General features: G+C 70.0%; 24 protein-coding genes and 2 tRNA genes. 3 read left to right on the forward strand and 23 right to left on the reverse strand.

The window, feature by feature from the left end; genetic code table 11:
* Window positions 1-253: 253 nt before the first annotated feature.
* From V7E46_RS19025 to V7E46_RS19070, 10 genes are all read right to left on the reverse strand, one after another.
* Window positions 254-2,194, reverse strand: coding sequence for a TIGR03960 family B12-binding radical SAM protein (locus V7E46_RS19025; RefSeq protein ID WP_333769531.1), 1,941 nt, complete (start codon window positions 2,192-2,194; stop codon window positions 254-256).
* Window positions 2,195-2,371: 177 nt separating this feature from the next.
* On the reverse strand, window positions 2,372-3,571 hold the full coding sequence (gene rodA / locus V7E46_RS19030) for a rod shape-determining protein RodA (protein WP_329178925.1): 1,200 nt from the start codon (window positions 3,569-3,571) through the stop codon (window positions 2,372-2,374).
* Window positions 3,568-5,808, reverse strand: a complete 2,241-nt coding sequence (mrdA, locus tag V7E46_RS19035; protein ID WP_333769532.1) for a penicillin-binding protein 2 — start codon at window positions 5,806-5,808, stop codon at window positions 3,568-3,570. Before mrdA ends, rodA begins: the two co-directional genes overlap by 4 nt.
* Window positions 5,805-6,452 carry a rod shape-determining protein MreD gene (mreD, locus tag V7E46_RS19040; protein ID WP_333769533.1) on the reverse strand — a complete coding sequence of 216 codons (648 nt, stop codon included), beginning with the start codon at window positions 6,450-6,452 and terminating at the stop codon, window positions 5,805-5,807. The genes mrdA and mreD overlap by 4 nt, the downstream gene beginning before the upstream one ends.
* Window positions 6,453-6,455: 3 nt before the next feature.
* Entirely contained in the window at window positions 6,456-7,448 is a 993-nt protein-coding gene (gene mreC, locus V7E46_RS19045) for a rod shape-determining protein MreC (protein ID WP_333769534.1), read from the reverse strand.
* 127 nt (window positions 7,449-7,575) lie between these two features.
* Window positions 7,576-8,598 carry a rod shape-determining protein gene (locus V7E46_RS19050; protein WP_329182557.1) on the reverse strand — a complete coding sequence of 341 codons (1,023 nt, stop codon included), beginning with the start codon at window positions 8,596-8,598 and terminating at the stop codon, window positions 7,576-7,578.
* A gap of 199 nt (window positions 8,599-8,797) precedes the next feature.
* On the reverse strand, window positions 8,798-9,211 hold the full coding sequence (ndk, locus tag V7E46_RS19055) for a nucleoside-diphosphate kinase (RefSeq protein ID WP_333769535.1): 414 nt from the start codon (window positions 9,209-9,211) through the stop codon (window positions 8,798-8,800).
* 66 nt (window positions 9,212-9,277) lie between these two features.
* Window positions 9,278-9,613 carry a DUF4233 domain-containing protein gene (locus V7E46_RS19060; protein ID WP_329178916.1) on the reverse strand — a complete coding sequence of 112 codons (336 nt, stop codon included), beginning with the start codon at window positions 9,611-9,613 and terminating at the stop codon, window positions 9,278-9,280.
* 12 nt (window positions 9,614-9,625) lie between these two features.
* The gene (folC, locus tag V7E46_RS19065; RefSeq protein ID WP_333769536.1) at window positions 9,626-11,155 is read right to left on the reverse strand and encodes a bifunctional tetrahydrofolate synthase/dihydrofolate synthase; all 1,530 of its coding nucleotides are present in this window, start codon (window positions 11,153-11,155) and stop codon (window positions 9,626-9,628) included.
* A gap of 97 nt (window positions 11,156-11,252) precedes the next feature.
* Window positions 11,253-13,886: a valine--tRNA ligase gene (locus V7E46_RS19070; protein WP_333769537.1), complete on the reverse strand. Its 2,634-nt coding sequence runs from the start codon at window positions 13,884-13,886 to the stop codon at window positions 11,253-11,255.
* Window positions 13,887-14,003: 117 nt separating this feature from the next.
* On the opposite strand from V7E46_RS19070, the gene V7E46_RS19075 reads away from it, so the two are divergent.
* Together V7E46_RS19075 and V7E46_RS19080 are read left to right on the forward strand one after the other, a co-directional pair.
* Window positions 14,004-14,996 (forward strand): hypothetical protein, encoded by a 993-nt coding sequence (locus tag V7E46_RS19075; protein WP_333769538.1) that lies wholly within the window; start codon window positions 14,004-14,006, stop codon window positions 14,994-14,996.
* Window positions 14,997-15,107: 111 nt separating this feature from the next.
* Window positions 15,108-16,091, forward strand: a complete 984-nt coding sequence (locus V7E46_RS19080; protein WP_333769539.1) for a hypothetical protein — start codon at window positions 15,108-15,110, stop codon at window positions 16,089-16,091.
* A gap of 64 nt (window positions 16,092-16,155) precedes the next feature.
* On the opposite strand, the gene clpX is transcribed toward V7E46_RS19080, so the two are convergent.
* The 5 genes from clpX to V7E46_RS19105 form a co-directional block, all read right to left on the reverse strand.
* Window positions 16,156-17,439, reverse strand: a complete 1,284-nt coding sequence (clpX, locus tag V7E46_RS19085) for an ATP-dependent Clp protease ATP-binding subunit ClpX (RefSeq protein WP_327291112.1) — start codon at window positions 17,437-17,439, stop codon at window positions 16,156-16,158.
* 164 nt (window positions 17,440-17,603) lie between these two features.
* Window positions 17,604-18,278, reverse strand: coding sequence for an ATP-dependent Clp protease proteolytic subunit (locus tag V7E46_RS19090; RefSeq protein WP_251489060.1), 675 nt, complete (start codon window positions 18,276-18,278; stop codon window positions 17,604-17,606).
* Between the two features lie 69 nt (window positions 18,279-18,347).
* On the reverse strand, window positions 18,348-18,953 hold the full coding sequence (locus V7E46_RS19095; RefSeq protein ID WP_329182556.1) for an ATP-dependent Clp protease proteolytic subunit: 606 nt from the start codon (window positions 18,951-18,953) through the stop codon (window positions 18,348-18,350).
* A gap of 227 nt (window positions 18,954-19,180) precedes the next feature.
* Window positions 19,181-20,599 carry a trigger factor gene (gene tig, locus V7E46_RS19100; protein ID WP_333769540.1) on the reverse strand — a complete coding sequence of 473 codons (1,419 nt, stop codon included), beginning with the start codon at window positions 20,597-20,599 and terminating at the stop codon, window positions 19,181-19,183.
* Between the two features lie 193 nt (window positions 20,600-20,792).
* Window positions 20,793-20,869: transfer RNA gene (locus V7E46_RS19105), tRNA-Pro, on the reverse strand.
* Between the two features lie 112 nt (window positions 20,870-20,981).
* On the opposite strand from V7E46_RS19105, the gene V7E46_RS19110 reads away from it, so the two are divergent.
* Window positions 20,982-21,052 (forward strand) — tRNA-Gly (locus V7E46_RS19110).
* 68 nt (window positions 21,053-21,120) lie between these two features.
* Here the strand turns inward: V7E46_RS19110 and V7E46_RS19115 are convergent.
* From V7E46_RS19115 to V7E46_RS19150, 8 genes are all read right to left on the reverse strand, one after another.
* The gene (locus V7E46_RS19115; protein WP_333769541.1) at window positions 21,121-22,269 is read right to left on the reverse strand and encodes a tyrosine-type recombinase/integrase; all 1,149 of its coding nucleotides are present in this window, start codon (window positions 22,267-22,269) and stop codon (window positions 21,121-21,123) included.
* Entirely contained in the window at window positions 22,269-22,475 is a 207-nt protein-coding gene (locus V7E46_RS19120; protein ID WP_333769542.1) for a helix-turn-helix domain-containing protein, read from the reverse strand. The genes V7E46_RS19115 and V7E46_RS19120 overlap by 1 nt, the downstream gene beginning before the upstream one ends.
* 2 nt (window positions 22,476-22,477) lie before the next feature.
* Window positions 22,478-23,869, reverse strand: a complete 1,392-nt coding sequence (repSA, locus tag V7E46_RS19125; RefSeq protein WP_333769543.1) for a replication initiator protein RepSA — start codon at window positions 23,867-23,869, stop codon at window positions 22,478-22,480.
* A complete protein-coding gene (locus tag V7E46_RS19130; RefSeq protein ID WP_333769546.1) occupies window positions 23,866-24,525 on the reverse strand; it encodes a class I SAM-dependent methyltransferase in 660 nt (219 codons plus the stop codon). The genes repSA and V7E46_RS19130 overlap by 4 nt, the downstream gene beginning before the upstream one ends.
* A gap of 5 nt (window positions 24,526-24,530) precedes the next feature.
* Entirely contained in the window at window positions 24,531-24,713 is a 183-nt protein-coding gene (locus tag V7E46_RS19135; RefSeq protein WP_333769548.1) for a hypothetical protein, read from the reverse strand.
* Window positions 24,710-24,895, reverse strand: a complete 186-nt coding sequence (locus V7E46_RS19140; RefSeq protein WP_333769544.1) for a hypothetical protein — start codon at window positions 24,893-24,895, stop codon at window positions 24,710-24,712. The genes V7E46_RS19135 and V7E46_RS19140 overlap by 4 nt, the downstream gene beginning before the upstream one ends.
* Before the next feature lie 91 nt (window positions 24,896-24,986).
* Window positions 24,987-25,535 (reverse strand): GGDEF domain-containing protein, encoded by a 549-nt coding sequence (locus V7E46_RS19145; RefSeq protein WP_333769545.1) that lies wholly within the window; start codon window positions 25,533-25,535, stop codon window positions 24,987-24,989.
* A gap of 5 nt (window positions 25,536-25,540) precedes the next feature.
* Complete coding sequence (locus V7E46_RS19150) at window positions 25,541-25,771, reverse strand: SpdD protein (protein ID WP_333769547.1); 231 nt, start codon at window positions 25,769-25,771, stop codon at window positions 25,541-25,543.
* Window positions 25,772-25,778: the final 7 nt, after the last annotated feature.

Raw genomic sequence — 25,778 nt, forward strand, 5'->3', positions numbered from 1 at the left:
CCCCATTATCAACACGCCCCTCCCCGGACGGGACCCCTTCCTCCACACCCGCGTGCGGGCAGACCCGGTCGGTCCCGCACTCGTCACAGCGGTGAACCACCAGGCGGCCGGGCGATCACTCCCTGGCCTCACTACTGGTCCGCCCGCCTGCTCGCAGGCGGGCTCATCGCGGTGGCGCCGAGGCGGGAGAGGGCTTCCGCCGCCTCGGCGGCTGTCGGGGCGGAGATCGGCTCGGGCGGTCCTGGCCGGGGCCTTACGGCTTGGCGCCGGCGGTGGTGACCGTCAGAGGGAGGAGCTTCCTGCCTGTTGGGCCGACCTGGATGTCGAGGTCGAGTTGGGGGCAGACGCCGCAGTCGAAACAGGGGGTCCAGCGGCAGTCCTCGACCTCGGTTTCGTCGAGGGCGTCCTGCCAGTCCTCCCAGAGCCAGTCCTTGTCCAGGCCCGAGTCGAGGTGGTCCCAGGGGAGGACTTCCTCGGCGGTGCGTTCGCGGGTGGTGAACCAGGCCAGGTCGAGGCCGGCCTCGGGGAGCACCGTGCGGCAGGCGTGCAGCCAGCGGTCGTAGGAGAAGTGCTCGCGCCAGCCGTCGAAACGGCCGCCGTCCTCGTAGACCGCGCGGATCACGGCGCCGACGCGGCGGTCGCCGCGGGAGAGCAGCCCCTCGATGATGCCGGGCTTGCCGTCGTGGTAGCGGAAGCCGATGTTGCGGCTGTACTTGCGGTCGCCGCGGATCGCGTCGCGGAGCTTCTCCAGGCGCGCGTCGGTCTCCTCCACGCCGAGCTGCGGGGCCCACTGGAAGGGCGTGTGCGGCTTGGGCACGAAGCCGCCGATGGAGACGGTGCAGCGGATGTCGTTCTGGCCGGTGACCTCGCGGCCCTTGGCGATGACCTTCTTCGCCATGTCGGCGATCTGGAGCACGTCCTCGTCGGTCTCGGTGGGCAGCCCGCACATGAAGTACAGCTTCACCTGGCGCCAGCCGTTGCCATAGGCGGTGGCGACGGTACGGATCAGGTCCTCTTCCGAGACCATCTTGTTGATGACCTTGCGGATCCGCTCCGAGCCGCCCTCAGGGGCGAAGGTCAGACCGGAGCGGCGGCCGTTGCGGGTCAGCTCGTCCGCCAGGTCGATGTTGAAGGCGTCGACCCGGGTGGACGGCAGCGACAGGCCGATCTTGTCCTCTTCGTACCGGTCGGCCAGGCCCTTGGCGATGTCGGCGATCTCGCTGTGGTCGGCGGACGACAGCGACAGCAGGCCGACCTCCTCGAAGCCGGTGGCCTTCAGGCCCGCCTCGACCATCTCGCCGATACCGGTGATGGAGCGCTCGCGCACCGGGCGGGTGATCATGCCGGCCTGGCAGAAGCGGCAACCGCGGGTGCAGCCGCGGAAGATCTCCACCGACATCCGCTCGTGCACGGTCTCCGCGAGCGGCACCAGCGGCTGCTTGGGGTAGGGCCACTCGTCCAGGTCCATCACGGTGTGCTTGGACACCCGCCACGGCACACCGCTGCGGTTGGGCACGACCCGGGCGATCCGGCCGTCCGGCAGGTACTCGACGTCGTAGAAGCGCGGTACGTAGACCCCGCCGGTCTTGGCCAGCCGCAGCAGCACCTCGTCACGGCCGCCGGGGCGCCCCTCGGCCTTCCAGCCGCGGATGACCTCGGTCATCTCCAGGACGGCCTGCTCGCCGTCGCCGATGACGGCCGCGTCGATGAAGTCCGCGATCGGCTCGGGATTGAAGGCGGCGTGGCCGCCGGCCAGCACGATCGGGTCGTCCAGGGTGCGGTCGGCCGCGCGCAGCGGGATGCCGGACAGGTCGAGCGCGGTCAGCATGTTGGTGTAGCCCAGCTCGGTGGAGAAGCTGAGGCCGAAGACGTCGAAGGCGCGGACCGGGCGGTGCGCGTCGACGGTGAACTGCGGCACCCCGTGCTCGCGCATCAGCGCCTCGAGGTCGGGCCACACGCTGTACGTGCGCTCGGCGAGCACGCCCTCGCGCTCGTTGAGCACCTCGTAGAGGATCATGACGCCCTGGTTGGGCAGCCCGACCTCGTACGCGTCCGGGTACATCAGCGCCCACCGCACATCGGTGGCGTCCCACTCCTTGACGGTGGAGTTCAGCTCCCCGCCCACGTACTGGATCGGCTTCTGGACGTGCGGGAGAAGTGCTTCCAAGCGCGGGAAGACCGACTCGACAGGCATCTCGGCGACTTTCATCAGCTGGCGGTGAGCGCCCCGGGCCGGTGGCCCGGGGGGTGGATGACCCTCAAGGGTACCCGGATGCCCCCGGCTCCCGGTCCGCCCGCGACCGGGGCACCCGGCGTAAGGCCGCAGCCCGGCAGCCGGGGGCGCCCGGCGTACGGCCGCTCCCGGAGGGGCTTACGCCGACATCGGGCGCTGCATCTTGACCGATTGGAGGAGCCCTATGGCCACGCAGTTCGCGAACATGGAGGACCCCCCGTACGACACAAAGGGCAGTGGGATGCCCGCGACCGGCATGATGCCCAGCGTCATGCCGATGTTCTCGAACGCCTGGAAGGCGAACCACGCCACGATGCCCGCCGCCACGATCGTCCCGTAGAGGTCGGTCGCGCCGCGTGCGATGGCGCAGCCGCGCCAGAGGATGACGCCGATCAGCAGGATGATGAAGGCCGCGCCGACGAAGCCCAGCTCCTCGCCCGCGACGGAGAAGACGAAGTCCGTCTGCTGCTCGGGCACGAACTGGCCGGTGGTCTGGCTGCCGTGGAAGAGGCCCTTGCCGAGCAGCCCGCCCGAGCCGATGGCGATCCGCGCCTGGCTGGTGTTGTAGCCGACGCCGGAGGGGTCGAGCGCCGGGTTGGCGAAGGCGGCGAAGCGGTCGATCTGGTATTTGTCGAGGATGCCGAGCTGCCAGACCAGCAGCGCGCCGCCGATGCCGGAGGCGATCAGCCCGAAGACCCACCGGTTGGACGCGCCGGAGGCGAGGAGCACGCCCAGCACGATCGCGCCGAGCACCATCACCGAGCCGAGGTCCGGCATCAGCATGATGATGCCGATCGGCAGCACGGCGATGCCGAGGGACTGGAGCACGGTCCGGTGGTCGGGGTGCTCGCGGTCGCCCGCGTCGACCCGGGCGGACAGCACCACCGCCATCCCGAGGATGATCGCGACCTTGACGAATTCCGAGGGCTGGAGCGAGAAGCCGCCGCCGATGACGATCCAGGAGTGGGCGCCGTTGACGGTGGAGCCGAGCGGGCTGAGGACGGCGAGGATGCCGAGGATCGCCAGCGCGTAGTAGAAGGGCACCACGTCCCGCATCCGGCGGTGGCCGATGACGACCGCGCCGATGCCGAAGCCGGCGCCGATGCCCGCGTTCATCAGGTGCCGCAGCAGGAAGTAGTACTGGTCGCCGTGGGTGAGGCTGGTGCGGTTGCGGGTCGCGGAGTAGACCAGCAGGGTGCCGATGGCGCACAGCAGCAGGGCCGCGAAGAGCAGCAGCCAGTCCATCCTGCGTACGACCGAGTCGCGCGCGAAGAGCTTGCCGAGGGTCGACCGCTCCGGGGTGTAGCGGGGGACGGAGGTGTAGCCGTGGGCGCTCATGACCAGTACCTCCTGCCCAGCAGCAGCTTCTCGGGCCGTCCCGGGGCGAGCGCGGCGAGCGCCGGGGCGGCGCCGCCCGCGGTGCGGGGGCCCGAGGGCGCGAACAGCTCGTCGGACGACGGGAGGGTGTACGACGCGGCGGAGGCGACACCGTCGGCGGAGATCTTCGGCAGCCTGGTGACCGGCTGCGGCATGATCCCCTTCTTCGGGTCGATCGTGGCGGTGTCCTTCTTGATGCCGTACATCGCCTCGTAGATCCGCCGTACGGCCTCGCCGGAGGCACCGGAGCCGGTGCCGCCCTGGGAGATCGTCATGACGATCGTGTAGTCCTTGGTGTAGGTGTCGAACCAGGACGTGGTCTGCTTGCCCTCGACCTCGGCGGTACCGGTCTTGGCGTGCAGCGGGATCCGGTCCTGCGGCCAGCCGCCGAACTTCCAGTCGGCGGTGCCCTCGGTGACGACGCCGGCCAGCGCATTGTCGATGTACTTCAAGGTGGCCTTGGTGTCGGGCAGCTTGCCGGAGACCTTGGGCTTGATCGGCGTGACGGTCTTGCCGTCGGCGCTGACCACGGCCTTGCCGATGGTCGGCTGGTAGAGGGTGCCGCCGTTGGCGAGCGCCGCGTAGACCCGGGCCATCTGCACCGGGGTGACGAGCGTGTCGCCCTGGCCGATCGCGTAGTTGACCGAGTCACCGGCACGGATGACGTTGTGGTCGGCGCACTTCTCGACGGAGATCTGGACTTCCAGGCTCTTCTTCTGGTCGTTCTTGTGCGCCGCGGCGGTACGGCACCAGTAGTCCTGCATCTCGTCGTTGTACTCCGCCGCCCACTGGCGGTCGGGCACCCGCCCGGTGACCTCGCCGGGCAGGTCGACGCCGGTCTTGGCGCCCAGGCCGAACTGGTGGGCGGTCTTGAAGAACCAGTCCTTGGGGTGCTTGGGGTTGGTGGCGCCGTCCTTCTTCCACTCGTTGTAGGCGATGCCGTAGAAGACGGTGTCGCAGGAGACCTCAAGGGCGCGGCCGAGCGAGATGTCGCCGAAGCTCTCGTTCTCGAAGTTCTTGAACTCCCGGTCGCCGATCATCATCGAGGAGGTGCAGGGGTAGTTGCCGTCCGGCGCGTAGCCGGCGTTGATGGCGGCGCTGGTGGACACCACCTTGAAGGTGGAGCCGGGGGCGGACTGGCCCTGGATGGCCCGGTTCAGCAGCGGGTAGTCGGACTTCTTGTCGATCAGCGAGGCGTACGCCTTCGCCGAGATGCCGCCGACCCACTCGTTGGGATCGTAGGTGGGCAGACTCGCCATGGCGATGATCTGACCGGTGCGGTTGTCCATCACGACCGCGGCGCCGGAGTCCGCCTTGTAGTTCTCGTGGGAGACTTTGTCGTACGTCTTGCGGGCGGCCACCATCGCGTCGTTCAGCTCTTTCTCGGTGACCGCCTGGACCCTCGCGTCTATGCTGGTGACCAGGTTGCTGCCGGGCTGGGCGGGGGTGTCGCCGGCCTTGCCGATGACCCGGCCGAGGTTGTCCACCTCGTAGCGGGTCACGCCCGCGGTGCCGCGCATCTGCTCGTCGTAGACGCTCTCCAGGCCCGAGCGGCCGATCTGGTCGGAGCGCAGCAGCGGGGTCCTGGTCTTCTCCGACGCGCTGACCTCGTCGTCGGTGACCGGGCCGAGGTAGCCGAGCACCTGGGCGGCGTTCGACTTGTACGGGGCGGCGTAGCGGCGTACGGCGGTGGGCTCGGCGGTGACGCCGGGGAAGTCCTCGCGGCGCTCCATGATCTGCAGCGCCTGCTGGGTGGTGGCCGAGTCGGTGATCGGGATCGGCTGGTAGGGAGAACCGTTCCAGCACGGCTTGGGCGTCTTGGCGTCGCACAGCCGGACCTTGTCGATGACGTCCTGCGGCTGCATGCCCAGCACCCCGGCGAGCCTGGTCAGTACGGCGGTGCCGTCGTCGGCCTGCTTGAGCAGGTCGGTACGGCTGGCCGAGACGACCAGCTTGGTCTCGTTGTCGGCCAGCGGCACTCCGCGGTCGTCGAGGATCGAGCCGCGCACGGCGGGGGTGACGACCTGCTGGATGTGGTTGTTGGCGGCCTTCTGGTCGTACTGCTGGCCGTTGCGGATCTGCAGGAACCACAGGCGTCCGCCGAGGGTCAGCAGCAGCGACACGACCAGGATCTGCAGGATGACCAGCCGGATGGTGATCCGGGTGGTGCGGCCGGTCTCGGGGATGTTGCTGCTCATCGCCTGACTCCCCTGGCCATCGAGTTGACCTTGACCATCTTTCCGGCCCGGCCGAAGAGCCCGGCGCGCTGCGGGGCGATACCGGTTCTCATCCGGCTGCGGCTGCCGCCGTAACCGCCCGTGGCGTCCTCGGACAGCGGGTCGTGGTCGAAGCGGCGGGCCAGCGCCATCACCAGCGGCACCACGAAGGGGGCGAGCAGCAGGTCGTAGACGGTGGCGGTGAAGACCAGCTTGGCCAGGCCGACATGGGCGCCCGCGGTGTCGCCGACCAGGCTGCCGACGCCCGCGTAGAGCACGGTGGTGCCGATGGCCGCGCCGATGACGACCAGCATCGGGCCGGCCGCGGTACGCAGCCGGCCGTTCTCCGGCTTGAACAGGCCCGCCACGTAGCCGATGACGCACAGCACCATCGCGTACCGGCCCACCGCGTGGTCGGCCGGGGGTGCCAGGTCGGCGAGCAGGCCCGCCGCGAAGCCGATCAGGCAGCCGGCGATATGGCCGTAGCTGATGGCGAGACCCAGCACGGTGAGCAGCAGCAGGTCGGGCACCGCGCCCGGCAGGTGCAGCCGGGCCAGCACGCTGACCTGGGCGACCATCGCGAAGACCACCAGGACGGTGGGAAGCAGGATCCGGTTGAGTCGCATGGGTCAGCCCCTGCCGCTGGTGGGCGTGTCGGTGGCGGTCCCCGGCGGCAGGTCGCCGCCGGTCGGGGTGCTGCCGGGCGAGGCGGGCGCGGTCGGCGAGGCCGGCGCCTTCGGTTTGGGCTTGGGCGACGGGGTCGGCTTGGCGGGCAGCACGCTGTCCCGCGGATCGGTGCGCGGGCCGACCACGACGATACCGACGACGTCCAGCCGGGTGAAGCCGACGAAGGGCTGCACCAGGAGCGTCTTGGTCAGGTTGCCGCCGGACGGGTCGACGCCGACGATCTTGCCCACCGGCACCCCGGGCACGAACGGCTTGCCGGCCTCGGAGCCGAAGGTGACCAGCCGGTCGCCCTTGTGCACGGCGGCCTTGCCGTTGAGCAGCTGGACCCGCATCGGCCGGTCGCCCTGGCCGGTGGCGAAGCCCAGCTCCATGGAGCCTTCGAGCCGGGTGCCGACGGTGAAGTCGGGGTCGTTGGCCAGCAGTACGGTCGCCGTCGACGGTCCGACGGTGGTGACCCGGCCGACCAGCCCGTCGCCGTTGAGCACGGTCATGTCGCGGGTGATGCCGTCACGGCTGCCGGCGTCGATGGTGACCGTCCAGGAGAAGCCCTGGGCCGCTCCTATCGCGATCACCTGGGCGCCCTTGATGGCGTACTGTCCGGCGCCCGCGGTCTTCAGCAGCTTGTCCAGCTCCTGCGCCCGGTTGCGGGTGACGTCCTTGCTGCCGAGCTGCTGCTTGAGCGCGGCGTTCTCGTGTTCCAGCCGGCTGATGGTGCTGCTGCGTCCGTCCGAGTCGCGCACCGCGTCCACCGCGTTGCCCACCGGGTCGACGACACCGGACACGGCGTTCTCGACCGGGCCGAAGACGGATTGCGCGGCCTGCCGCGGCCGGTCGAGCGGTGAGTTCTCACCGCCCCGGATGTCCACGGTGATCAGCGCGAACGCGACCACCACCAGCAACACCAGCAGCAGCCGGCTCTCCTTTGTGTCCCTCACGGGCGCCAGTCCGTGCCTTCCTCATCGGACCCGCCGCCGTGGGGCCGCGGCCGGTCGGAGCTACTGTGCTGGGGTTCGCATGACGCGGGTGATCCGGCTCGCCGAGGTCATCTGCGAAGGCCTCGCGTCATCTGCGGGGGGCGGCGTCGAGGACGCGCTGGAGCGCCTCGAACTCCTCGACGCACTTGCCGGCACCGAGCGCCACGCAGTCCAGCGGGGTCTCGGCGATATGGATGGGCATGCCGGTCTCGTGCCGCAGGCGCTCGTCCAGGCCGCGCAGCAGCGCGCCGCCGCCGGCCAGGACGATACCGCGGTCCATGATGTCGCCCGACAGTTCGGGCGGGCACTTGTCCAGCGTGGTCTTGACCGCGTCCACGATCGCGTTGACGGGTTCCTCGATCGCCTTGCGCACTTCCGCGGCCGAGATGACCACGGTCTTGGGCAGGCCGCTGACCAGGTCGCGGCCGCGGATCTCGGTGTGCTCCTCGTCGTCCTTGGTCGGGAAGGCCGAGCCGACGGTGAGCTTGATCTGCTCGGAGGTGCGCTCGCCGAGCAGCAGGCTGTACTCCTTCTTGATGTGCTGGATGATCGCGTTGTCCAGCTCGTCGCCGGCCACCCGGATGGACTGGGCGGTGACGATGCCGCCGAGGCTGATGACCGCGACCTCGGTGGTGCCGCCGCCGATGTCCACCACCATGTTGCCGGTGGCCTCGTGCACGGGGAGCCCGGCGCCGATCGCGGCGGCCATCGGCTCCTCGATGATGTGCACGGTCCGCGCCCCGGCCTGGTTGGCGGCGTCGATCACGGCACGGCGCTCGACCCCGGTGATACCGGACGGCACACAGATGACCATCCGCGGGCGGGCCAGATAGCGGCGCCTGTGCACTTTGAGGATGAAATAGCGCAGCATGCGCTCGGTGATCTCGAAGTCGGCGATGACGCCGTCCTTGAGCGGCCGGACCGCGACGATATTGCCCGGTGTGCGGCCGATCATTTTCTTTGCCTCGGCGCCGACCGCCAGGATGCCGCCGGTGTTGGTGTTCACGGCAACGACGGACGGCTCGTTCAGAACGATCCCGCGGCCCCTGACGTACACCAGCGTGTTGGCGGTCCCGAGGTCGACAGCCATGTCACGGCCGATGAACGACATGTTGTTCGCCATGAGGATACGTCAGGCCTTCCCGAGCTTGAGCGGAGAGATTCCATCGTAGTCGCGACCGGTGCGGCGCGGGGTCGGGGTTCCGACGTCATTGTCATCAGAACACACAGCTGACCTCTGTAATGGTGACGTCGTGTCGGGATGTTTGGTTCCCGATCGACCGTCGTATATGCCCTGACCGGCCGCGGTGTTAGGCCAGACCGGGGAAGAACAGCTTGATCTCGCGTTCGGCGGACTCCTCGGAGTCCGAGGCGTGCACCAGGTTCTCCCGGACGATCGTCCCGAAATCCCCCCGGATGGAGCCGGGCGCTGCGGCAATCGGGTCGGTCGGCCCGGCCAGCGTGCGCAGCCCCTCGACGACGCGTTCGCCCTCGACCACCAGCGCCACCGAGGGACCGGACTCCATGAATTCCACCAGCGGCTCGTAGAACGGGCGTCCGACGTGCTCGGCGTAGTGCTGCTCCAGGGTGCCGCGGTCCAGCGTACGCAGTTCCATGGCACGGATCGTCCAGCCCGCCTTGCGCTCGATCCGGCCGAGGATCTCGCCGACCAGGCCACGGCGTACGGCGTCGGGCTTGAGAAGGACGAGAGTGCGCTGAGACACGGGGCGGCTCCTGCTGAATACGGAAAGACGTGTGAATGGTGGTACGACGAGCCTACAAGGCGGGCCTCAGGCCGCTTGAGCCGCGTTCCTCGCCTTGGCCTCGTCGACCTTGCGGCCGAAGTGGATCGACGCCCACCACAGGCCCGCGAAGACCAGCCCGAGGAAGAACATCGTACCGACCCAGATGCCGCTGACGACCAGTCCGAGCTGGAGTGCCCAGCCGACGGCGAGCCCCCCCGGCCTGGTGAGCACCGCGCACAGCAGGATGCACAGCCCCATCGCGATACCGGACACCGTCCACACGGTGCCCACGGACAGGTCGGAATTCTTCATCGCGACCAGCCCGGCGAAGCCGATGACGAAGAACTCGCCGATCAGCGTGCTCGAACAGAGCGTCCGCATGGACCCAGCCCCTTACCTACGGCCCAGCAGCAGCCGGGCCTCTCCCACGGTGATGACGGAACCGGTGACCAGCACACCGGCTCCCGCGTACGCGCCTTCGTCCTCGGCCAGCGTGATCGCCGCCTCCAGGGCGTCGTCGAGCCGCGGCTCGACCTGCACCCGGTCCTCGCCGTAGACCTCCACGGCCAGCGCCGCCAGCTCGTCCACGTCCATCGCGCGCGAGGTGGAGTTGCGGGTCACCACGACCTCGGAGAGCACCGGCTCGAAGGCTTCGAGCAGCCCGCGCACGTCCTTGTCCCCGCTCGGGCCGACCACGCCGACCAGATGGGTGAAGTCGAAGACCTCGCTGACCGCCGCCGCGGTGGCCAGCGCTCCCGCCGGGTTGTGCGCCGCGTCCAGTACCACGGTGGGGCTGCGGCGGACGACCTCCAGGCGGCCGGGCGAGGTGACCGCGGCGAAGGCGGCGCGCACGGTGTCCTGGTCCAGGGTGCGCTGGTGCATCCGGCCGATGCCGAAGAACGCCTCGACCGCGGCCAGCGCGACCGCGGCGTTCTGCGCCTGGTGCTCGCCGTGCAGCGGCAGGAAGACCTGGTCGTACTCGCCGCCGAGGCCGCGCAGCGTCAGCAGCTGGCCGCCGATGGCGATCTCGCGCCGGGTGACCCCGAATTCCATGCCCTCGCGGGCGACCGTGGCGTCCACCTCGACGGCCCGCTTCAGCAGCACCTGCGCGGCGTCCGCGGGCTGCCTGCCCAGCACGACGGTGGCGTCCTTCTTGACGATGCCGGCCTTCTCGACCGCGATCTCGCCGGGGGTGCCGCCGAGCCGGTCGGTGTGGTCGAGCGCGATCGGGGTGACGACCGCGACCTGCCCGTCGACCACGTTGGTCGCGTCCCAGCTGCCGCCCATGCCGACCTCGATCACCGCCACGTCGACCGGCGCGTCCGCGAAGGCCGCGTAGGCCATCGCGGTGAGCACCTCGAAGAACGACATGCGGTACGGCTGGGCCGAGTCGACCATCCCGACGTACGGCTGCAGGTCGCGGTAGGTCTCGATGAAGCGCTCGGCGCTGATCGGGGAGCCGTCCAGGCTGATCCGCTCGGTGACGGACTGCACATGCGGGCTGGTGTAGCGGCCGGTGCGCAGCTCGAAGGCGAGCAGCAGCCGCTCGATCATCCGGGCGGTGCTGGTCTTGCCGTTGGTGCCGGTGATGTGGATCGCCGGATAGGTGCGCTGCGGTTCGCCCAGGATGTCCATCGCCGCGGTCATCCGGTCGAGTGACGGCTCCAGCTTGGTCTCCGGCCAGCGGCCCTGCAGTTCCTCCTCGACCTCCCGCAGCTCGCGGTCGACCGCCGGGTCGGCGGGGCGGGACGGGACGTCGTCGTCGGCCGCGGGGCTGATGCCGGCGCGAAGCGTCCGGCTGCCGGCCTCGATGACGGCCATGTCCACCTCGCGCGGCCCTGCACCGGCCGGGCGGTCGTCGTCGGCATCGTCGGGGTGGTGCGGATCGTCCGCGGCGTCGCCGTTCGGGGGGAGGTCGGTCACGCGGTCCAGTCTACGGAAGGTGGCCCCGGCCTCACGGCCAGGGCCACCACGCTCACCTGTGCGCCGAACCGGCGCGCCTACGGGACGCCGCCGCCGGTCAGCTCTCCGGGAGCGCGCCGAGCTGGGCGGCGATCCGCTCGATGTCCGCCTCGGCCGCCGCCAGCCGCGCCCTGATCCCGGCCACGACCTTCTCAGGCGCCTTCGCCAGGAAGCCGTCGTTGCCGAGCTTGCGGCCCGCGTCGGCCTTCTCCTTCTCGGCCAGGCCCAGGTCCTTGGTGAGCCGCCGGCGCTCGGCGGCCACGTCGATGGTGCCCGACAGGTCCAGCTCGACGGTGGCGCCTGCGACCGGCAGCGACGCGGTGGCGTGGAAGCCGTCGCCCGCGGGCTGCAGCCGCAGCAGCTGCCTGATGGCGTCCTCGTGCGGCGCCAGCAGGGTGCCCGTGACGGTGAGCCGCGCCGGCACCTTCTGGCCCGGCTGGAGTCCCTGGTCGGAGCGGAAGCGGCGGACCTCGGTGACGACCCGCTGGACCTCGGCGATCTCCGCCTCGGCGGCCGGGTCGCGGAAGCCGCTGTCCTTCGGCCAGTCGGCGACGACCAGCGACTCGCCGCCGGTGAGCGTGGTCCACAGCGTCTCGGTGACGAAGGGGACGACCGGATGCAGCAGCCGCAGCAGCACGTCGAGGACCTCGCCGAGGACCCGGCCCGAGACGCGGGCGGGCTCACCGCCGGCGAAGAAGACGGTCTTGGACAGTTCGACGTACCAGTCGAAGACCTCGTCCCACGCGAAGTGGTAGAGGGTGTCGGAGAGCTTCGCGAACTGGTAGTCGTCGTAGTAGGCGTCGACCATGGCGACGGTGGCGTTCAGCCGGGACAGGATCCAGCGGTCGGTGGCCGACAGCTCTGCCGGCTCGGGCAGCGGACCGTCGACCGTGGCGCCGTTCATCAGCGCGAAACGGGTGGCGTTCCAGATCTTGTTGGCGAAGTTGCGCGACGCCTTGACCCAGTCCTCGCCGATCGGCACGTCGGCGCCGGGGTTGGCGCCGGTGGCCAGGGTGAAGCGCACGGCGTCGGAGCCGTAGGCGTCCATCCAGGTCAGCGGATCGACCGAGTTGGGGTTGGACTTCGACATCTTCTTGCCGAACTCGTCCCTGACCAGGCCGGTGAGGGCGATGGTGTGGAAGGGCGGGACGTCGTCCATCGCGTACAGGCCGAACATCATCATCCGGGCGACCCAGAAGAAGATGATGTCGTGGCCGGTGAGCAGGACGTCGGTCGGGTAGAACTTCTCCAGGTCCGGGGTCCGCTGCGGCCAGCCCAGGGTGGAGAAGGGCCACAGGCCCGAGGAGAACCAGGTGTCCAGGACGTCGGAGTCCTGCGTCCAGCCCTCCCCCGCCGGCGGCTGCTCGTCGGGGCCGACGCAGATCCGCTCGCCGTTCGGCCCGTACCAGACCGGGATGCGGTGGCCCCACCACAACTGGCGCGAGATGCACCAGTCGTGCATGTTGTCGACCCAGTCGAAGTACCGCTTCTCCATCTCGCGCGGGTGGATCTTCACCCGCCCGTCGCGGACCGCGTCGCCCGCCGCCTTCGCCAGCGGCCCGACCTTGACCCACCACTGGAGCGACAGCCGCGGCTCGATGGTGGTCTTGCAGCGCGAGCAGTGCCCGACGGAGTGGACGTACGGGCGCTTCTCCGCGACGATCCGGCCTTCTTCGCGCAGCGCCTCGACGATCGCGGAACGTGCCTCGAACCGGTCCAGGCCCTGGAAGGGTCCCGGCACGGTGATGACGGCGCGCTCGTCCATGACGGTCAGCGACTCCAGCCCGTGCCGCTGGCCGATGGCGAAGTCGTTGGGGTCGTGCGCGGGCGTCACCTTGACCGCGCCGGTGCCGAACTCCGGGTCGACGTGGGCGTCCGCGACGACGGGGATCGTCCGGTCGGTGAGCGGCAGCTTGATCCGCCTGCCGACCAGGTGCGCGTAGCGGGCGTCGTCCGGGTGGACGGCGACGGCGGTGTCGCCGAGCATCGTCTCGACGCGGGTGGTCGCGACGACGACCGTCTCGTCGCCCTCGCCGTACTTCAGCGAGACCAGCTCCCCGGCGTCGTCCTGGTAGTCCACCTCGATGTCGGAGATGGCGGTCTGGCAGCGCGGACACCAGTTGATGATCCGCTCGGCGCGGTAGATCAGCTCGTCGTCGTACAGCTTCTTGAAGATCGTCTGGACCGCCCGCGAGAGGCCGTCGTCCATGGTGAAGCGCTCGCGTGACCAGTCGACGCCGTCGCCGAGGCGGCGCATCTGGCCGAGGATGCGCCCGCCGTACTCCTCTTTCCAGCGCCACACCCGCTCGACGAACCCGTCCCGGCCGATGTCGTGGCGGGACTTGCCCTCCTCGGCGAGCTGCTGCTCGACCTTGTTCTGGGTGGCGATGCCCGCGTGGTCCATGCCGGGCAGCCACAGCGCCTCGTAGCCCTGCATGCGCTTGCGGCGGGTCAGGGCGTCCATCAGCGTGTGCTGGAAGGCGTGGCCCAGGTGCAGGGTGCCGGTGACGTTGGGCGGCGGGATGACGATGGTGTACGGCGGCTTGTCGCTCTTCGCGTCGGCCTCGAAGTAGCCCCGCTCCACCCAGCGCTCGTACAGCGGCCCCTCTACGTCGGCCGGCGCGTAGGTCGTCGGCAGTTCGGGGGCGGCGCTGTCCGGCCCGTCGTGGGGGCGCTGAGTGTTGTCGGTCACCAGGCGATTCTACGGGGGCGTGCCGGGCTGTTACGAATCAGTTGCCGCCCTGCGGTAAGCGCCGCATAAAGGATCGGCGAAGATGGGGCGAACTATCCATTGGGAGGGGCCGAAGTCATGAGCAACAGCCAGCCGCCGCCGAATCCGTACGGTCAGCAGCCGCCGGATCCGTACGGCCGGCAGCCCCAGCAGCCGTACGGCCAGCCCCCGCAGCAGCCCGGTTACGGCTACCCCCAGCAGGGACCGCCCGCGCAGCCCGCGTACGGCCAGCCGCCGCAGCCCGGGTACGGCTACCCGCAGCAGAGTCAGCCCGCCCAGCCGCCGTACGGCCAGCCGCCGCAGCCCGGTTACGGCCAGGTGCCGCCGCAGCCGCCCTACGGCCAGCAGCCCGGGTACGGCTACGGCTACGGCGAGCCGCCGGCGGCCCCGCAGGGCAGCGGCAAGCGCAACGGCATCATCATCGGCGCCGTCGTCGCCCTGGTCGCGATAGGCGCCGGCGTCTTCTTCGCCACCAGGGGCAGCGACGGCGGCGGGATCAAGAACGACGGCAAGAAGTACCGGCTGACAATGCCGGAGACGGTCGCCGCGGACTACAAGAAGACCGACGACGACGAGGACGGCGGCTTCGACGAGACCGATATGGCCACGCTGAAGACCCTCGGCGTCAGCGACGCGAAGAAGTCCCAGGCCGACTACCTGATCGGGGATCAGGACACCGGCCAGGTCCTGGAGGTCGCCGGCGTCTACGGCACCGTCAAGGACCCGCAGAAGGTGGTCGACGGGATGTTCGCGCAGATGAAGAAGGACGCCGCGAAGAAGGAGGACGACGGCACCACCCACGAGCTGGTGGGCGAGCCGCAGAAGGTCACGCCGGCCGGCATGGACGACGCGGCCATGGAGTGCCAGCAGGTCAAGTACCACATTCCGGACCAGAACATCGACTTCCCGACCACGATCTGCCTGTGGGCCGACTACAGCACCGTCGCCTACACGGTCGCGCTCGACCTCGGCAAGGTCCAGAACGGCACCGCCACCGCGATGCCGTACGACCAGGCCGCCGAGCTGGCACAACGGGTGCGCAAGGACGTCCGGGTACCGCTTGCGGCCTGAAGTGCCGTTCACCGTAGGGCCGTTGCGGCTTTTCCCGCCCCCTCGGTCAGCAGCGGGCAGGACGTCCGCAAGGATGTGCGGACGAAGTCAACGGAGGGGACCCTCGTACCGATGAGCAACAACCAGCCGCCGCCGAACCCGTACGGCGGCCAGCAGCCGCCCGACCCGTACGGTCAGCAGCCCCCGCAGCAGCAGCCCGGCTTCGGCCAGCCCGAGCCGGGCTACGGCTACCCCCAGCAGGGCCAGCCCGGCCAGCCGCCGTACGGCCAGCCGCAGCAGCAGCCGGACTACGGCCAGCAGCCGCAGCCCGGTTACGGCTACCCGCAGCAGGGCCAGCCCGGCCAGCCGCCGCAGCAGCCCGGTTACGGCTACGGCCAGCCGCCGGGTGCCCCGCAGGGCGGCGGCAGCGGCAAGCGCAACGGCATCATCATCGGCGCCGTCGTGGCGCTGGTCGCGATAGGCGCCGGCGTCTTCTTCCTCACCAGCGGCGGCGACAGCGGCAGCGGGCCGAAGAACGACGGCAAGAAGTACAAGCTGACCACCCCGGCCACCGTCGCCACGGACTACAAGAAGAGCGACGACTCCGACCTGGCCGACGACGGTCTCGACGACGACGACCTGGCGACGCTCAAGACGCTCGGTATGACCGACCCGCAGCGGGTCACGGCGGCCTACATCAAGGGAACCCAACTGGTCGGCACCGTGCTGTCGTTCAGCGGCGCCTACGGCACCGTCAAGGACCCGCAGAAGGTCGCCGACGGCATGATGGCCAGCCTGCGCAAGGGCGCCACCGACGACGGCGAGGGCACCAAGACCGAACTGGTCGGCGGCGCGCAGACGCTGCACCCCTCGGGGGCCGACGACGCGGTCGTGGAGTGCCAGACCGCCAAGATCACCAACACCGAGGACGGCGACGACAAGGGCAAGGTGATCAACGTCACCATCTGCCTGTGGGCGGACTACAGCACGGTGGGCACGATCACCCCGCTCGACCTGGCCTCCCTGGTCGGCGGCAGCGGGAGCAGCCTGTCGGCCGACGCGACCGCCGACCTGCTCGCGAAGGTCCGCAAGGACACCCGGGTGCCGCTCACGTAAGCGGCGTTCGCAGCACGAAGGGGGCGCCCGGTGTGGACCGGGCGCCCCCTTTCGTGCTGCGGTGCTACGCGCTCTTCTGCTCGCCCTTGCCCACGATGCGCGGCTCGCGCGGCACCAGGGTCGGGTTGACGTTGGAGTGGACGACCTCGGCGCTGATCACCACGCGGGCCACGTCCTTGCGGGACGGCACCTCGTACATCACCGACATCAGCACCTCCTCCATGATCGCCCGCAGACCGCGTGCGCCGGTCTGCCGCAGGATCGCCTGGTCGGCGATGGCCTCCAGCGCGCCGCGCTCGAACTCCAGCTCCACACCATCGAGTTCGAACAGTTTTTGGTACTGCTTCACCAGCGCGTTACGCGGCTCGACCAGAATCTGCAGCAGCGCCTCGCGGTCCAGGTTGTGCACGCTGGTGATGACCGGGAGGCGGCCGATGAACTCCGGGATCATGCCGAACTTCACCAGGTCCTCCGGCATGATCTCCTGGAACTGGTCGGAGGCCTGGATCTCCCGCTTGGACCTGATGGTCGCGCCGAAGCCGATGCCCTTGGCGCCGGCCCGCGACTCGATGATCTTCTCAAGACCGGCGAAGGCACCGCCCACGATGAACAGCACGTTCGTGGTGTCGATCTGGATGAACTCCTGGTGCGGGTGCTTGCGGCCGCCCTGCGGCGGCACACTCGCGGTGGTGCCCTCCAGGATCTTCAGCAGCGCCTGCTGCACGCCCTCGCCCGAGACGTCCCGGGTGATCGACGGGTTCTCGCTCTTGCGGGCCACCTTGTCGATCTCGTCGATGTAGATGATCCCGGTCTCGGCCTTCTTGACGTCGTAGTCCGCCGCCTGGATCAGCTTGAGCAGGATGTTCTCGACGTCCTCGCCCACATAGCCGGCCTCGGTGAGCGCGGTGGCGTCGGCGATGGCGAACGGCACATTGAGCATCCGGGCCAGCGTCTGCGCCAGCAGGGTCTTGCCGGACCCGGTGGGGCCGAGCAGCAGGATGTTGGACTTCGCCAGTTCGATCGCGTCGTCGTGGCCGGGCCGGCCGTTCTCACCCGCCTGGACGCGCTTGTAGTGGTTGTAGACCGCCACCGACAGCGCCTTCTTGGCGGGCGTCTGCCCGACGACGTAGCCCTCCAGGAATTCGTAGATCTCCCGGGGCTTGGGCAGATCCTCCCAGCGGACCTCGGAGGACTCTGCCAGCTCCTCCTCGATGATCTCGTTGCAGAGGTCGATGCACTCGTCGCAGATGTACACACCGGGACCTGCGATGAGCTTCTTCACCTGCTTCTGGCTCTTTCCGCAGAACGAGCACTTCAGCAGGTCTCCGCCGTCACCGATGCGTGCCACGAGGTCTTTCCCCTTCGCCTGGGTTCCGCCGACCTTCAACGGAGCCTGGTGCTTCTCTCATCGACGGTACCTTGCCGCGCCCCCCGTGTGGGTCCCCCTTGGACGTACTCGCTCATCCGGGTCCAGGGGGACCGCGCGCGGACCTGCACCGCCTGCCGGGTGGATCAGACGTTCACAGAGGTCTTGCGGGTGGAGACGATCTGGTCGACAAGACCGTAGGCCAGCGACTCCTCGGCCGTCAGGATCTTGTCGCGCTCGATGTCCTCCCTGATCTGCTCGATCGGGGTGGTGGAGTGCTTGGCCAGCATTTCTTCCAGCTGCTGCCGCATCCTGATGATCTCGTTGGCCGCGATCTCCAGGTCCGAGACCTGCCCGCGGCCGGTCTCGCTGTACGGCTGGTGGATCAGCACCCGGGCGTTCGGCAGCGCCATCCGCTTGCCGGGGCTGCCGGCCGCGAGCAGCACGGCCGCGGCGGAGGCCGCCTGGCCCATGCAGACGGTCTGGATGTCCGGCTTCACGAACTGCATCGTGTCGTAGATCGCGGTGAGCGCGGTGAACGAGCCGCCGGGGCTGTTGATGTAGACCGAGATGTCCCGGTCGGGGTCCATCGACTCCAGGCACAGCAGCTGCGCCATGACGTCGTTGGCCGACGCGTCGTCGATCTGCACGCCGAGGAAGATCACCCGCTCCTCGAACAGCTTCGCGTACGGGTCGTACTCGCGCACGCCCTGCGAGGTGCGCTCCACGAAGCGCGGGATGACGTAGCGGGCCTCGGCGCCGAACACGCCGGGCCGCTCGGCCTCGGTGCGCTCGTACAGGCCGCTGCCGGGGAAGTTCATGGGGTTCACGTCCACCGTCCTGGTGATGAAGAGCTTCGAGTGATCAGGGGCTCGGCAGGGCGCCCGGGCTCAGGCCGCACCGGTGCCGCCGCCGCCGGGCACATGCGCGGCGGAGAGCATGACCCCGTCCAGCAGGCCGTACTCCTGGGCCTCCTCGGCCGAGAACCAGCGGTCCCGGTCGGAGTCCTTGGTGATCTGCTCGAAGGTCTGGCCGGAGTGCTGGGCGATCAGCTCGGCCATGCGGCGCTTGGTGTGCAGCAGCTGCTCCGCCTGGATCTTGATGTCGGTGGCGGAGCCGCCGAGGCCCGCGGAGGGCTGGTGCATCAGGATCCGGGTGTTCGGCAGCGCGAAGCGCTTGCCGGGGGTGCCCGCGGTGAGCAGGAACTGGCCCATCGAGGCGGCCATGCCCATGGCGATCGTCACGACGTCGTTCTTGATGAACTGCATCGTGTCGTAGATCGCCATACCCGCGGTCACCGAGCCGCCGGGGCTGTTGATGTAAAGGAAGATGTCCTTGTCCGGCTCTGCGGCCAGCAGCAGCAGCTGTGCGGTGATCTTGTTGGCGATGTCGTCGTCGACCGCTTGGCCGAGGAAGATGATTCGCTCGCCGAGCAGTCGGTTGTAGACCTGGTCGCCGAGTCCACCGAGGGTCGGCTCGCCGGCGGCGGAAGGCATCGGAGTCGTCACGTATCCACCTGCTCGTTGTCGGACGGTAGACATGCCGTCACAGGGTCTTCGTCTGGGCCGGGTGCGGCGTCTGCTGGTGCTGCACCCCTGCCCTCCTACTTACGGACCCTAACGCCCGGGTGCTGCCCGACAATCCTGTACGGCCACCTGTTCGCTGTCAGCGCATGCACTCCGGGCCGCACCCCCGCAGGGGCGCGGCCCGCAGTGGCGCGGCGTCAGGCCTTCTCGGACTCGGCGGCGTCGTCCCCGGCGGGGGCGTCGCCCTCGGTGCCGGCGTCGGAGGAGGCGTCCGCAGCGGCCTCGGCGTCGGCGGCCTCGTCCTCCTCGTCGGCGAGGTCGATGACCTCACCGTTGGTGTCGGTGACCTTGGCGGCCTCGACCACGACGGCCAGCGCCTTGCCCCGGGCGACCTCGCCGACCAGCATCGGCACCTGGCCGCCTTCCACGACGGCCTGCGCGAACTGGTCGGGGCTCATGCCGGAGGTCGCGGCCCGCCGCATGAGGTGCTCGGTGAGCTCCTCCTGGTTGACCGACAGCTTCTCCTTGTTGACCAGCTCGTCGAGGATGAACTGGGTCTTGATGCCCTTGACCGCCTGGGTCTCCAGCTCCGCGTCGTACTCCTCGCGGGTCTTGCCCTCGCGCTCCAGGTAGGTGTCCCAGTCCAGACCCATCTGCGGGAACTGGTGGTGCTCCAGGTTGTGGGTCCTGGTCTCGACCTCGTCCTTGAGCAGCTTCTCCGGGATCGGCACCTCGGTCAGCTCGATGAGCGCGTCGAGGACCTTCTCCTGGGCGGCGGTGGCCTGGTCGTACTGCTTCATCGACTCCAGGCGCTTGCGGCTGTCGGCGCGCAGCTCCTCCAGGGTGTCGAACTCGCTCGCCAGCTGGGCGAAGTCGTCGTCCAGCTCGGGCAGTTCGCGCGCCTGGACGTCGGAGACGTCGACCTTGACCTCGGCGGGCCGGCCGGCGGCGGAGCCGCCCTTGAGCTCGGAGGTGAAGGTGGCCGACTCGCCCGCGGACAGGCCGGTGACGGCCTCGTCGATACCGTCGAGCAGCTGGCCGGAGCCGATGGTGTAGCTGACGGCCTTGGCGATGCCGTCGCCGAGCACCTCGCCGTCCACCGAGGCCTCCAGGTCGACCACGACGACGTCGCCCTCGGCCGCCGGGCGCTCCACGGTGGTGGTGGAGGCGAAGCGGTCGCGCAGCTGCTCCAGCGACTTCTCGATGTCCTCGTCGCTGACCTCGACGGCGTCGACGGTGACCTCGATGCCGGAGTAGTCCGGGATCTCGATGGCGGGGCGGATGTCCACCTCGGCGGTGAACTTCAGTTCGTCGCCGTCGTTGAACTCGGTGATGTCGACGTCGGGCTGCCCGAGCACGTTCAGCTCGCCCTCGCTGACCGCCTCCGTGTAGAACTTCGGCAGCGCGTCGTTGATGGCCTCTTCGAGGACCGCGCCACGGCCGAACCGCTGGTCGATGACGCGCGCAGGGATCTTGCCCTTGCGGAAGCCCGGCACCGTGACCTGGTCGTTGATCTTCTTGTACGCCGCGTCGAGGCTGGGCTTGAGCTCCTCGAAGGGCACCTCGACAGTGAGTCGAACCCGGGTCGGGTTCAGAGTCTCGACGGCGCTCTTCACGGTTGGGTCTCCTTGGGGCTTTACGTTGATGGGGGCGGACCTTCGGTACGAGTCGTACGTCCGGCACTCGGCCTTGCCGCGTGCCCGGTCGCCAGCGGCCCATCCTACCGGTACCACAATCCCCGCCGGGCGGGGTCGGACGAGCGCCCTCCGGCCGGCACCGCCGTGACGTGCGGGGGCGCGCGGAACTGACTGGTCGGGGTGGCCGGATTCGAACCGACGGCCTTCCGCTCCCAAAGCGGACGCGCTACCAAGCTGCGCCACACCCCGCTGGTGCGACACGTAGAGTACATGCCCCCTCGACCGTGGGCAGCCGGTATTGCGCCCCACCGCTCATCCGGTTCGACCGGCGAGCGTGCGGTGTGCCAGAATCTGAGGCGCTGCGGGCGTAGCTCAATGGTAGAGCCCTAGTCTTCCAAACTAGCTACGCGGGTTCGATTCCCGTCGCCCGCTCTGCACGACGACGGCCCAGGTCAGCGGAGAATTCCGCTGCCTGGGCCGCGGTCGTTTGCGATCTTGTTCTAGCCGTCCATGCCCGCCACGTGCCCGTTGCGGCCGGAACCGCGCTTGAGCGCCTTCACGATCATGCCGTCGATGGCGTCGGCGATCTCGCGTTCCCGCTGCTGGTTCCCGTGCTGGTAGATCAGCGCGGCGCGGGACGAACTCTGGCCGAGCCGGAGCATCAGCTCCCGGGTGCTGGCGTCCGTCCGGGAAGCGAGGGTGTTGCCGGTGTGCCGAAGATCATGGAAGTGCAGGCCCTTGATCCCGACGTCAGCCAGCGCCTTGCGCCACAACCGGTTGAAGTGGTTACGGCGGGGCGTGGCGCCCTTCGGCCCGACGAAGATCCGCCCCTGAGCGCCGGGCTCGGCGTACAACCGCATGTGCACGTTGACGACCGGCATGATCGATGCCGGGATGGCCACGGAGCGCTTCCCCGCCTCACTCTTCGGAGCCTTGTAGACGCGCTGTCCCCCGTTCAGCTCAGACACCGACCCCCGTACCCGGATGACGGCACGCTCGGCGTCGAGATCCTGTCGGCGCAGCCCCATCAGCTCACCCCAGCGCAGGCCGCAGAACGCGGCGAGCAGCACCAGGGCGCGGTATCGCGGCTGACCGGCATCGGCGAGCGCGAAGACCTCGGGGATCGTTGCAGTCGGTCGCTCGGGAGTGTGGACCGTGCCACCGTTCTTGATCTGGCACGGATTGCGCCTGATCAGGTCATCAGCGACCGCGGTCCCCATGATCGTGCGCAGCAGTGCGTACGCCTTGGCCACGGTCGGCGCACCAGTGCCCGCATCGAGCCGGGCGCGGCGCCAGGCCCGGACGGCAGCGGGAGTGATGTCGGCAATGGTCATCCGGCCGAAGGTCGGCAGCAGATGGACCCGCAGCAGGATGCCGTACAGCTCCTCCGTGCTCGCGGCGAGCGGCCGTTCCCTGATCCACGCGGTGGCGTACGCCTCGAACGGCACCTTCGCCGCATCAGGGTCCCGCCAGTCCGGCTGACGCACCTCGGTCTGCCTCTCGGCCAGCCAGTCATCGGCCTCCCGCTTCGTGGCGAAGGTCTCGGGCGCCGGGCGGTCGATGCCGTCCGGACCCCGGTAGCGAGCCTGGTAGCGGCCGGAGGCCAGCTTGCGGACCCGACCGAACGTTCGACGCTTCTTCCCGGGCATCACGCCACCTTCCGCAGGAGGCGGGCGGCGTCACGGGGCTGGACCGTGTTCGCCGCGACGAAGGCGTCGAGTGCGCTCGCCGGGATACGGACATGCCGACCGACCTTGACGAAGGTGATGCGCCGTTCCTCGATCAGCCGCCGGGGGAAGCGCACTCCGGTGCCAAGCCGTTCGGCGGCTTGTTCCACTGTGAGTAGCCGGTCCATGGTCACCACTCCCCCTCGTTGTCGGCGATCTCGTGGCGTGCTTGGCGTGCGATCTCTCGGGTCTGGGTGATCTCGCGGTGGATCTGTTGGGCGACCCAGGATTCGCCGGGGGTGTGGCCGTGGCCGGCGTAGGTCCAGTGGGCGATCACGAGGGTGCCGGCGTCCGGATCGGCGTCGGAATCGGGCAAGCCGCGTTCCCGGCGTTCCTGATCAGAGCGGTAGTCGGCACGAGCCTGCCGGAGCGCACCCAAGGTGGTGGAGTAGCGCCGGGCCTTGGTCGAGAAGTGCCCCCGGAAGCCGAGCATGTGTGCCCAGGCCCACAGGCGCCGGTCGGGGTAGAGCGCGTTGAGGTCCGAGCAGGCCTGGATGAGGCGGCGGGTGTGTTCGGGCAGGTCGGGGAGCTTGTCGAGTTCGGCGAGTTCGCCGATGCGGCGGTCTACGGTGCCGGTGGTCTCGGCTGCTTTGGTGGCGTACTTGGCGACGTAGGAGGCGACGGCCTGTTCGGTCAATTCCTCGCCGTGACCGAAGGCGCCGATGGGCTGCACGTCGAGCTGTGTGCCCCAGTGCAGGACCCGGGCGGGCTCGTCACCAGCAGGAGGCACCGTCACCGCGGCGCGGGCGGCAGCAGCGCGTAACGCGCTCTCCAGGAGGGCCGCGGTGGCCCAGGCGGGCGGGGCGGTGTCCGGGCCTTCGGGTCCGTCGAAGCGGATCACGGCGTGGAAGTGGATCGCACCGCGCTTCTGGTACTCGGCGACCTTGCCGTAGGAGACGCGGAGTCGTTCCCGCAGTTCGCATTGCGTGATACCGGCCCGTGCGGCAAGTTCGCGGGGCAGGTAGATGGTGACGTAGCGCCACAGGTCGGAGGCGTGGTTGTTCCACAGCACCGCCCCGGCATAGTCGTACGTCTCCGGGTCGAGCGGCGTGCCCAGCTCCTGGGCGCCGTCCGGGTGGGTGGTGCCGCAGCGGCAGCGGCCGGCGGTGGGCCGGTTGTGGACGGGGCCGAAGGACGGGGCGGTGAGGGTGGCGAAGACGCGGGGGTGTTCGGCCACGGTTGCGGGGACGCCTTTGCCGCCGGTCAGGCCGGAGAGGATGAGCTGGTAGGTGTCGCCGGCGTAGGTCCAGGCGCAGGCCGGGCAGCGGGAGGCGCGGCGGTTGCCGCAGGCGACCCGGAGCCGTCCGCCGGGTTCGGCGGTGGTGTCGTAGGAGTACAGGACCTGCCCCGTGCCCGGGTCGAGGGTGGTAGTCGAGCCGACCAGGTGGATGGGGTCGGAGCAGCCGCCGGTGCGGGTGACCTGGTGCTGCCAGCGGTCGAAGCCCGGTTGCCCGGCCACCCGCAGGAAGTCCTGCCAGGCGACCGGGTCCAGGCCCGCCGGGAGTTCGGCGGTGGTCGTCACGCAGCCACCCCCAGGACCCCGGCGGCGATGTGGTGGGCGAGGTATTGGCGGGCGATGTGGAGGGTGTAGGCCGGGGGGATGGCTTCGCGCAGGCCGTCGCGGGTGGCCCAGGGCATGCCCATCACGACCCGGGCGAGCGGCACGTTGGAGAAGTTGCCCACGATGTGCATGAACTCCCCCGGGGCGACGGGGCGGCCCATCTTGGCGTTGGGGGCCAGGTGGCGGGGGTGGTGCCGGTGGCCGAGGGGAAACGATGCCTCGAAGTGGCGGTGGCGGTAGGTGCGCAGGCCGAACATGGCCCCGCACAGCTCGACGGGGTCGTTCAGCGGGGCGCCGGGGACGTTCTCCATCACCCAGGGCCGGCCGGTGGCGTTGAGGAGGGTGCGGACGGGGGCGATGAGGTCGGGGTGCTCGCGGTGCCGGATGCGCTGGGCGCGGGTGTAGCGCTGGCAGGGCATGGAGGCGTGGACCAGGTCGAACCCGGCGCCGTGCGCGGCCAGGTACTCCAGCGCGTCGCCCTGGACGAAGGTGAAGGGGTAGCGGGGCTGGGGGGCGATGTCGACGCCGGTCACGTGGAATCCGGCGAGGCGGTAGCCCATGCCGGCGCCGCCCTGCCCGCAGAACAGGTCCAGCACCCGCAGCCCGTTCAGTGCCATGGCGGTCACCGGGGCTCACCGTCCTTGCGGCGGTGGGCGTCGATCCAGTTCTCGGCGCACACCTTGTGGACGGGCTTGCCCCTGTCGGAGCGCAGCGGGGTGGGCTTGTCGCACAGGACGCAGGGCTTGTCGCCGGTGTGGTCGTAGTGCTCGGGCGAGCGCCAGTTGAGGAAGGCCACGGCGCTCACCTGCCGGCGGTGGTCAGGGTGCGGCGGGCGGGGGCAATGCCGGTGCCCTTGCAGGCGGGGCAGGTCACGCGGAGCGTGGGGAGGGTGCCGTCGACCTCACGACCGCCGGTGGTGATGTGGGCGGTGGCGTGGCCGTCGCAGTGGGCGCAGATGTGGCCCGGGGCGTGGGTGTGCTGGGGCATGATGGGTGTCCCTTTCGGGTCCGTTGGATCAGGAAGGTGGAGGCGCCCGGGGCGGACGAAACTTGGCGGTAGAGGCCGCCCCGGGGGCCGGTCAGAGAGGGGCGTTGCGGCGTGCGTGTCCCTTGGCCCGGTACATCGCGGCATCGGCCGCCGACAGGGCATCGGTGAGGGTCGGCACGGGCAGGTCTGCGGTGTGGCAGGAGCCGATGGAGGCAGCCGCCGGCACAAGGCGCCCGGCGTACGGGACGGGTGCGTTCAGGGCCGCTTGCAGGGCCGGCAGGCCCGGGGTGGTGTCGGGGTGGGTGACGACGGCCGCGAACTCGTCCCCGCCGAGGCGAGCCGAGATCCCGGACCGACCGCACCAGGCCGCCAGGCGGGTTGCCGTCGCGGCGAGTACCGCGTCTCCGGCGGCGTGGCCGTGGGTGTCGTTGACGGTCTTGAAGTCGTCCAGGTCGATCAGCAGCACCAGTGCGTGCGGGGCACGGCGGAGCAGGTGTTCGGCGCGGGTGGTGAAGCCGCCACGGGTGTGCAGGCCGGTCAGCGGGTCGCGCCGCGCCGCGGACAGGCGCCGGGTGAGCAGCCCGCCGTGAACGGCCCAGCCCAGGGCGGGTAATGCCGGGACGAGGGCGGCCGGGTCCATGGCGGTCACCGGCCCTTGCGGGAGTCGTTAAGGATCGCGCGGGCCGCCACGGCGACGACCGCGACAGATGCGGCGGTGATGGCCACGGCCAGGAGCAGGGAGACCAGGACGACGCCGACGACGAGGACCACGGCGGTACCGCCGACCACGACGGTCGCGACGCTGCCGGGGGTGAGCTGGACGACCGGGCGGGCCGGCGCCTGCGGGATCGGCATCACCGCGGGGGGCTGCACCAGCGGGGTG

Source organism: Streptomyces sp. IBSBF 2435, from assembly GCF_036815005.1.
GTDB lineage: Bacteria > Actinomycetota > Actinomycetes > Streptomycetales > Streptomycetaceae > Actinacidiphila.

Bases quoted from the DNA above. Each gene is read 5' to 3' on its own strand.
- V7E46_RS19025 (WP_333769531.1), bottom strand. From the start codon at position 2,194: ATGCCTGTCGAGTCGGTCTTCCCGCGCTTGGAAGCACTTCTCCCGCAC.
- rodA (WP_329178925.1), bottom strand. From the start codon at position 3,571: ATGAGCGCCCACGGCTACACCTCCGTCCCCCGCTACACCCCGGAGCGG.
- mrdA (WP_333769532.1), bottom strand. From the start codon at position 5,808: ATGAGCAGCAACATCCCCGAGACCGGCCGCACCACCCGGATCACCATC.
- mreD (WP_333769533.1), bottom strand. From the start codon at position 6,452: ATGCGACTCAACCGGATCCTGCTTCCCACCGTCCTGGTGGTCTTCGCG.
- V7E46_RS19050 (WP_329182557.1), bottom strand. From the start codon at position 8,598: ATGTCGTTCATCGGCCGTGACATGGCTGTCGACCTCGGGACCGCCAAC.
- V7E46_RS19060 (WP_329178916.1), bottom strand. From the start codon at position 9,613: ATGCGGACGCTCTGTTCGAGCACGCTGATCGGCGAGTTCTTCGTCATC.
- V7E46_RS19075 (WP_333769538.1), top strand. From the start codon at position 14,004: ATGAGCAACAGCCAGCCGCCGCCGAATCCGTACGGTCAGCAGCCGCCG.
- V7E46_RS19080 (WP_333769539.1), top strand. From the start codon at position 15,108: ATGAGCAACAACCAGCCGCCGCCGAACCCGTACGGCGGCCAGCAGCCG.
- V7E46_RS19090 (WP_251489060.1), bottom strand. From the start codon at position 18,278: ATGAACTTCCCCGGCAGCGGCCTGTACGAGCGCACCGAGGCCGAGCGG.
- V7E46_RS19095 (WP_329182556.1), bottom strand. From the start codon at position 18,953: ATGCCTTCCGCCGCCGGCGAGCCGACCCTCGGTGGACTCGGCGACCAG.
- V7E46_RS19115 (WP_333769541.1), bottom strand. From the start codon at position 22,269: ATGCCCGGGAAGAAGCGTCGAACGTTCGGTCGGGTCCGCAAGCTGGCC.
- V7E46_RS19120 (WP_333769542.1), bottom strand. From the start codon at position 22,475: ATGGACCGGCTACTCACAGTGGAACAAGCCGCCGAACGGCTTGGCACC.
- V7E46_RS19130 (WP_333769546.1), bottom strand. From the start codon at position 24,525: ATGGCACTGAACGGGCTGCGGGTGCTGGACCTGTTCTGCGGGCAGGGC.
- V7E46_RS19140 (WP_333769544.1), bottom strand. From the start codon at position 24,895: ATGCCCCAGCACACCCACGCCCCGGGCCACATCTGCGCCCACTGCGAC.
- V7E46_RS19145 (WP_333769545.1), bottom strand. From the start codon at position 25,535: ATGGACCCGGCCGCCCTCGTCCCGGCATTACCCGCCCTGGGCTGGGCC.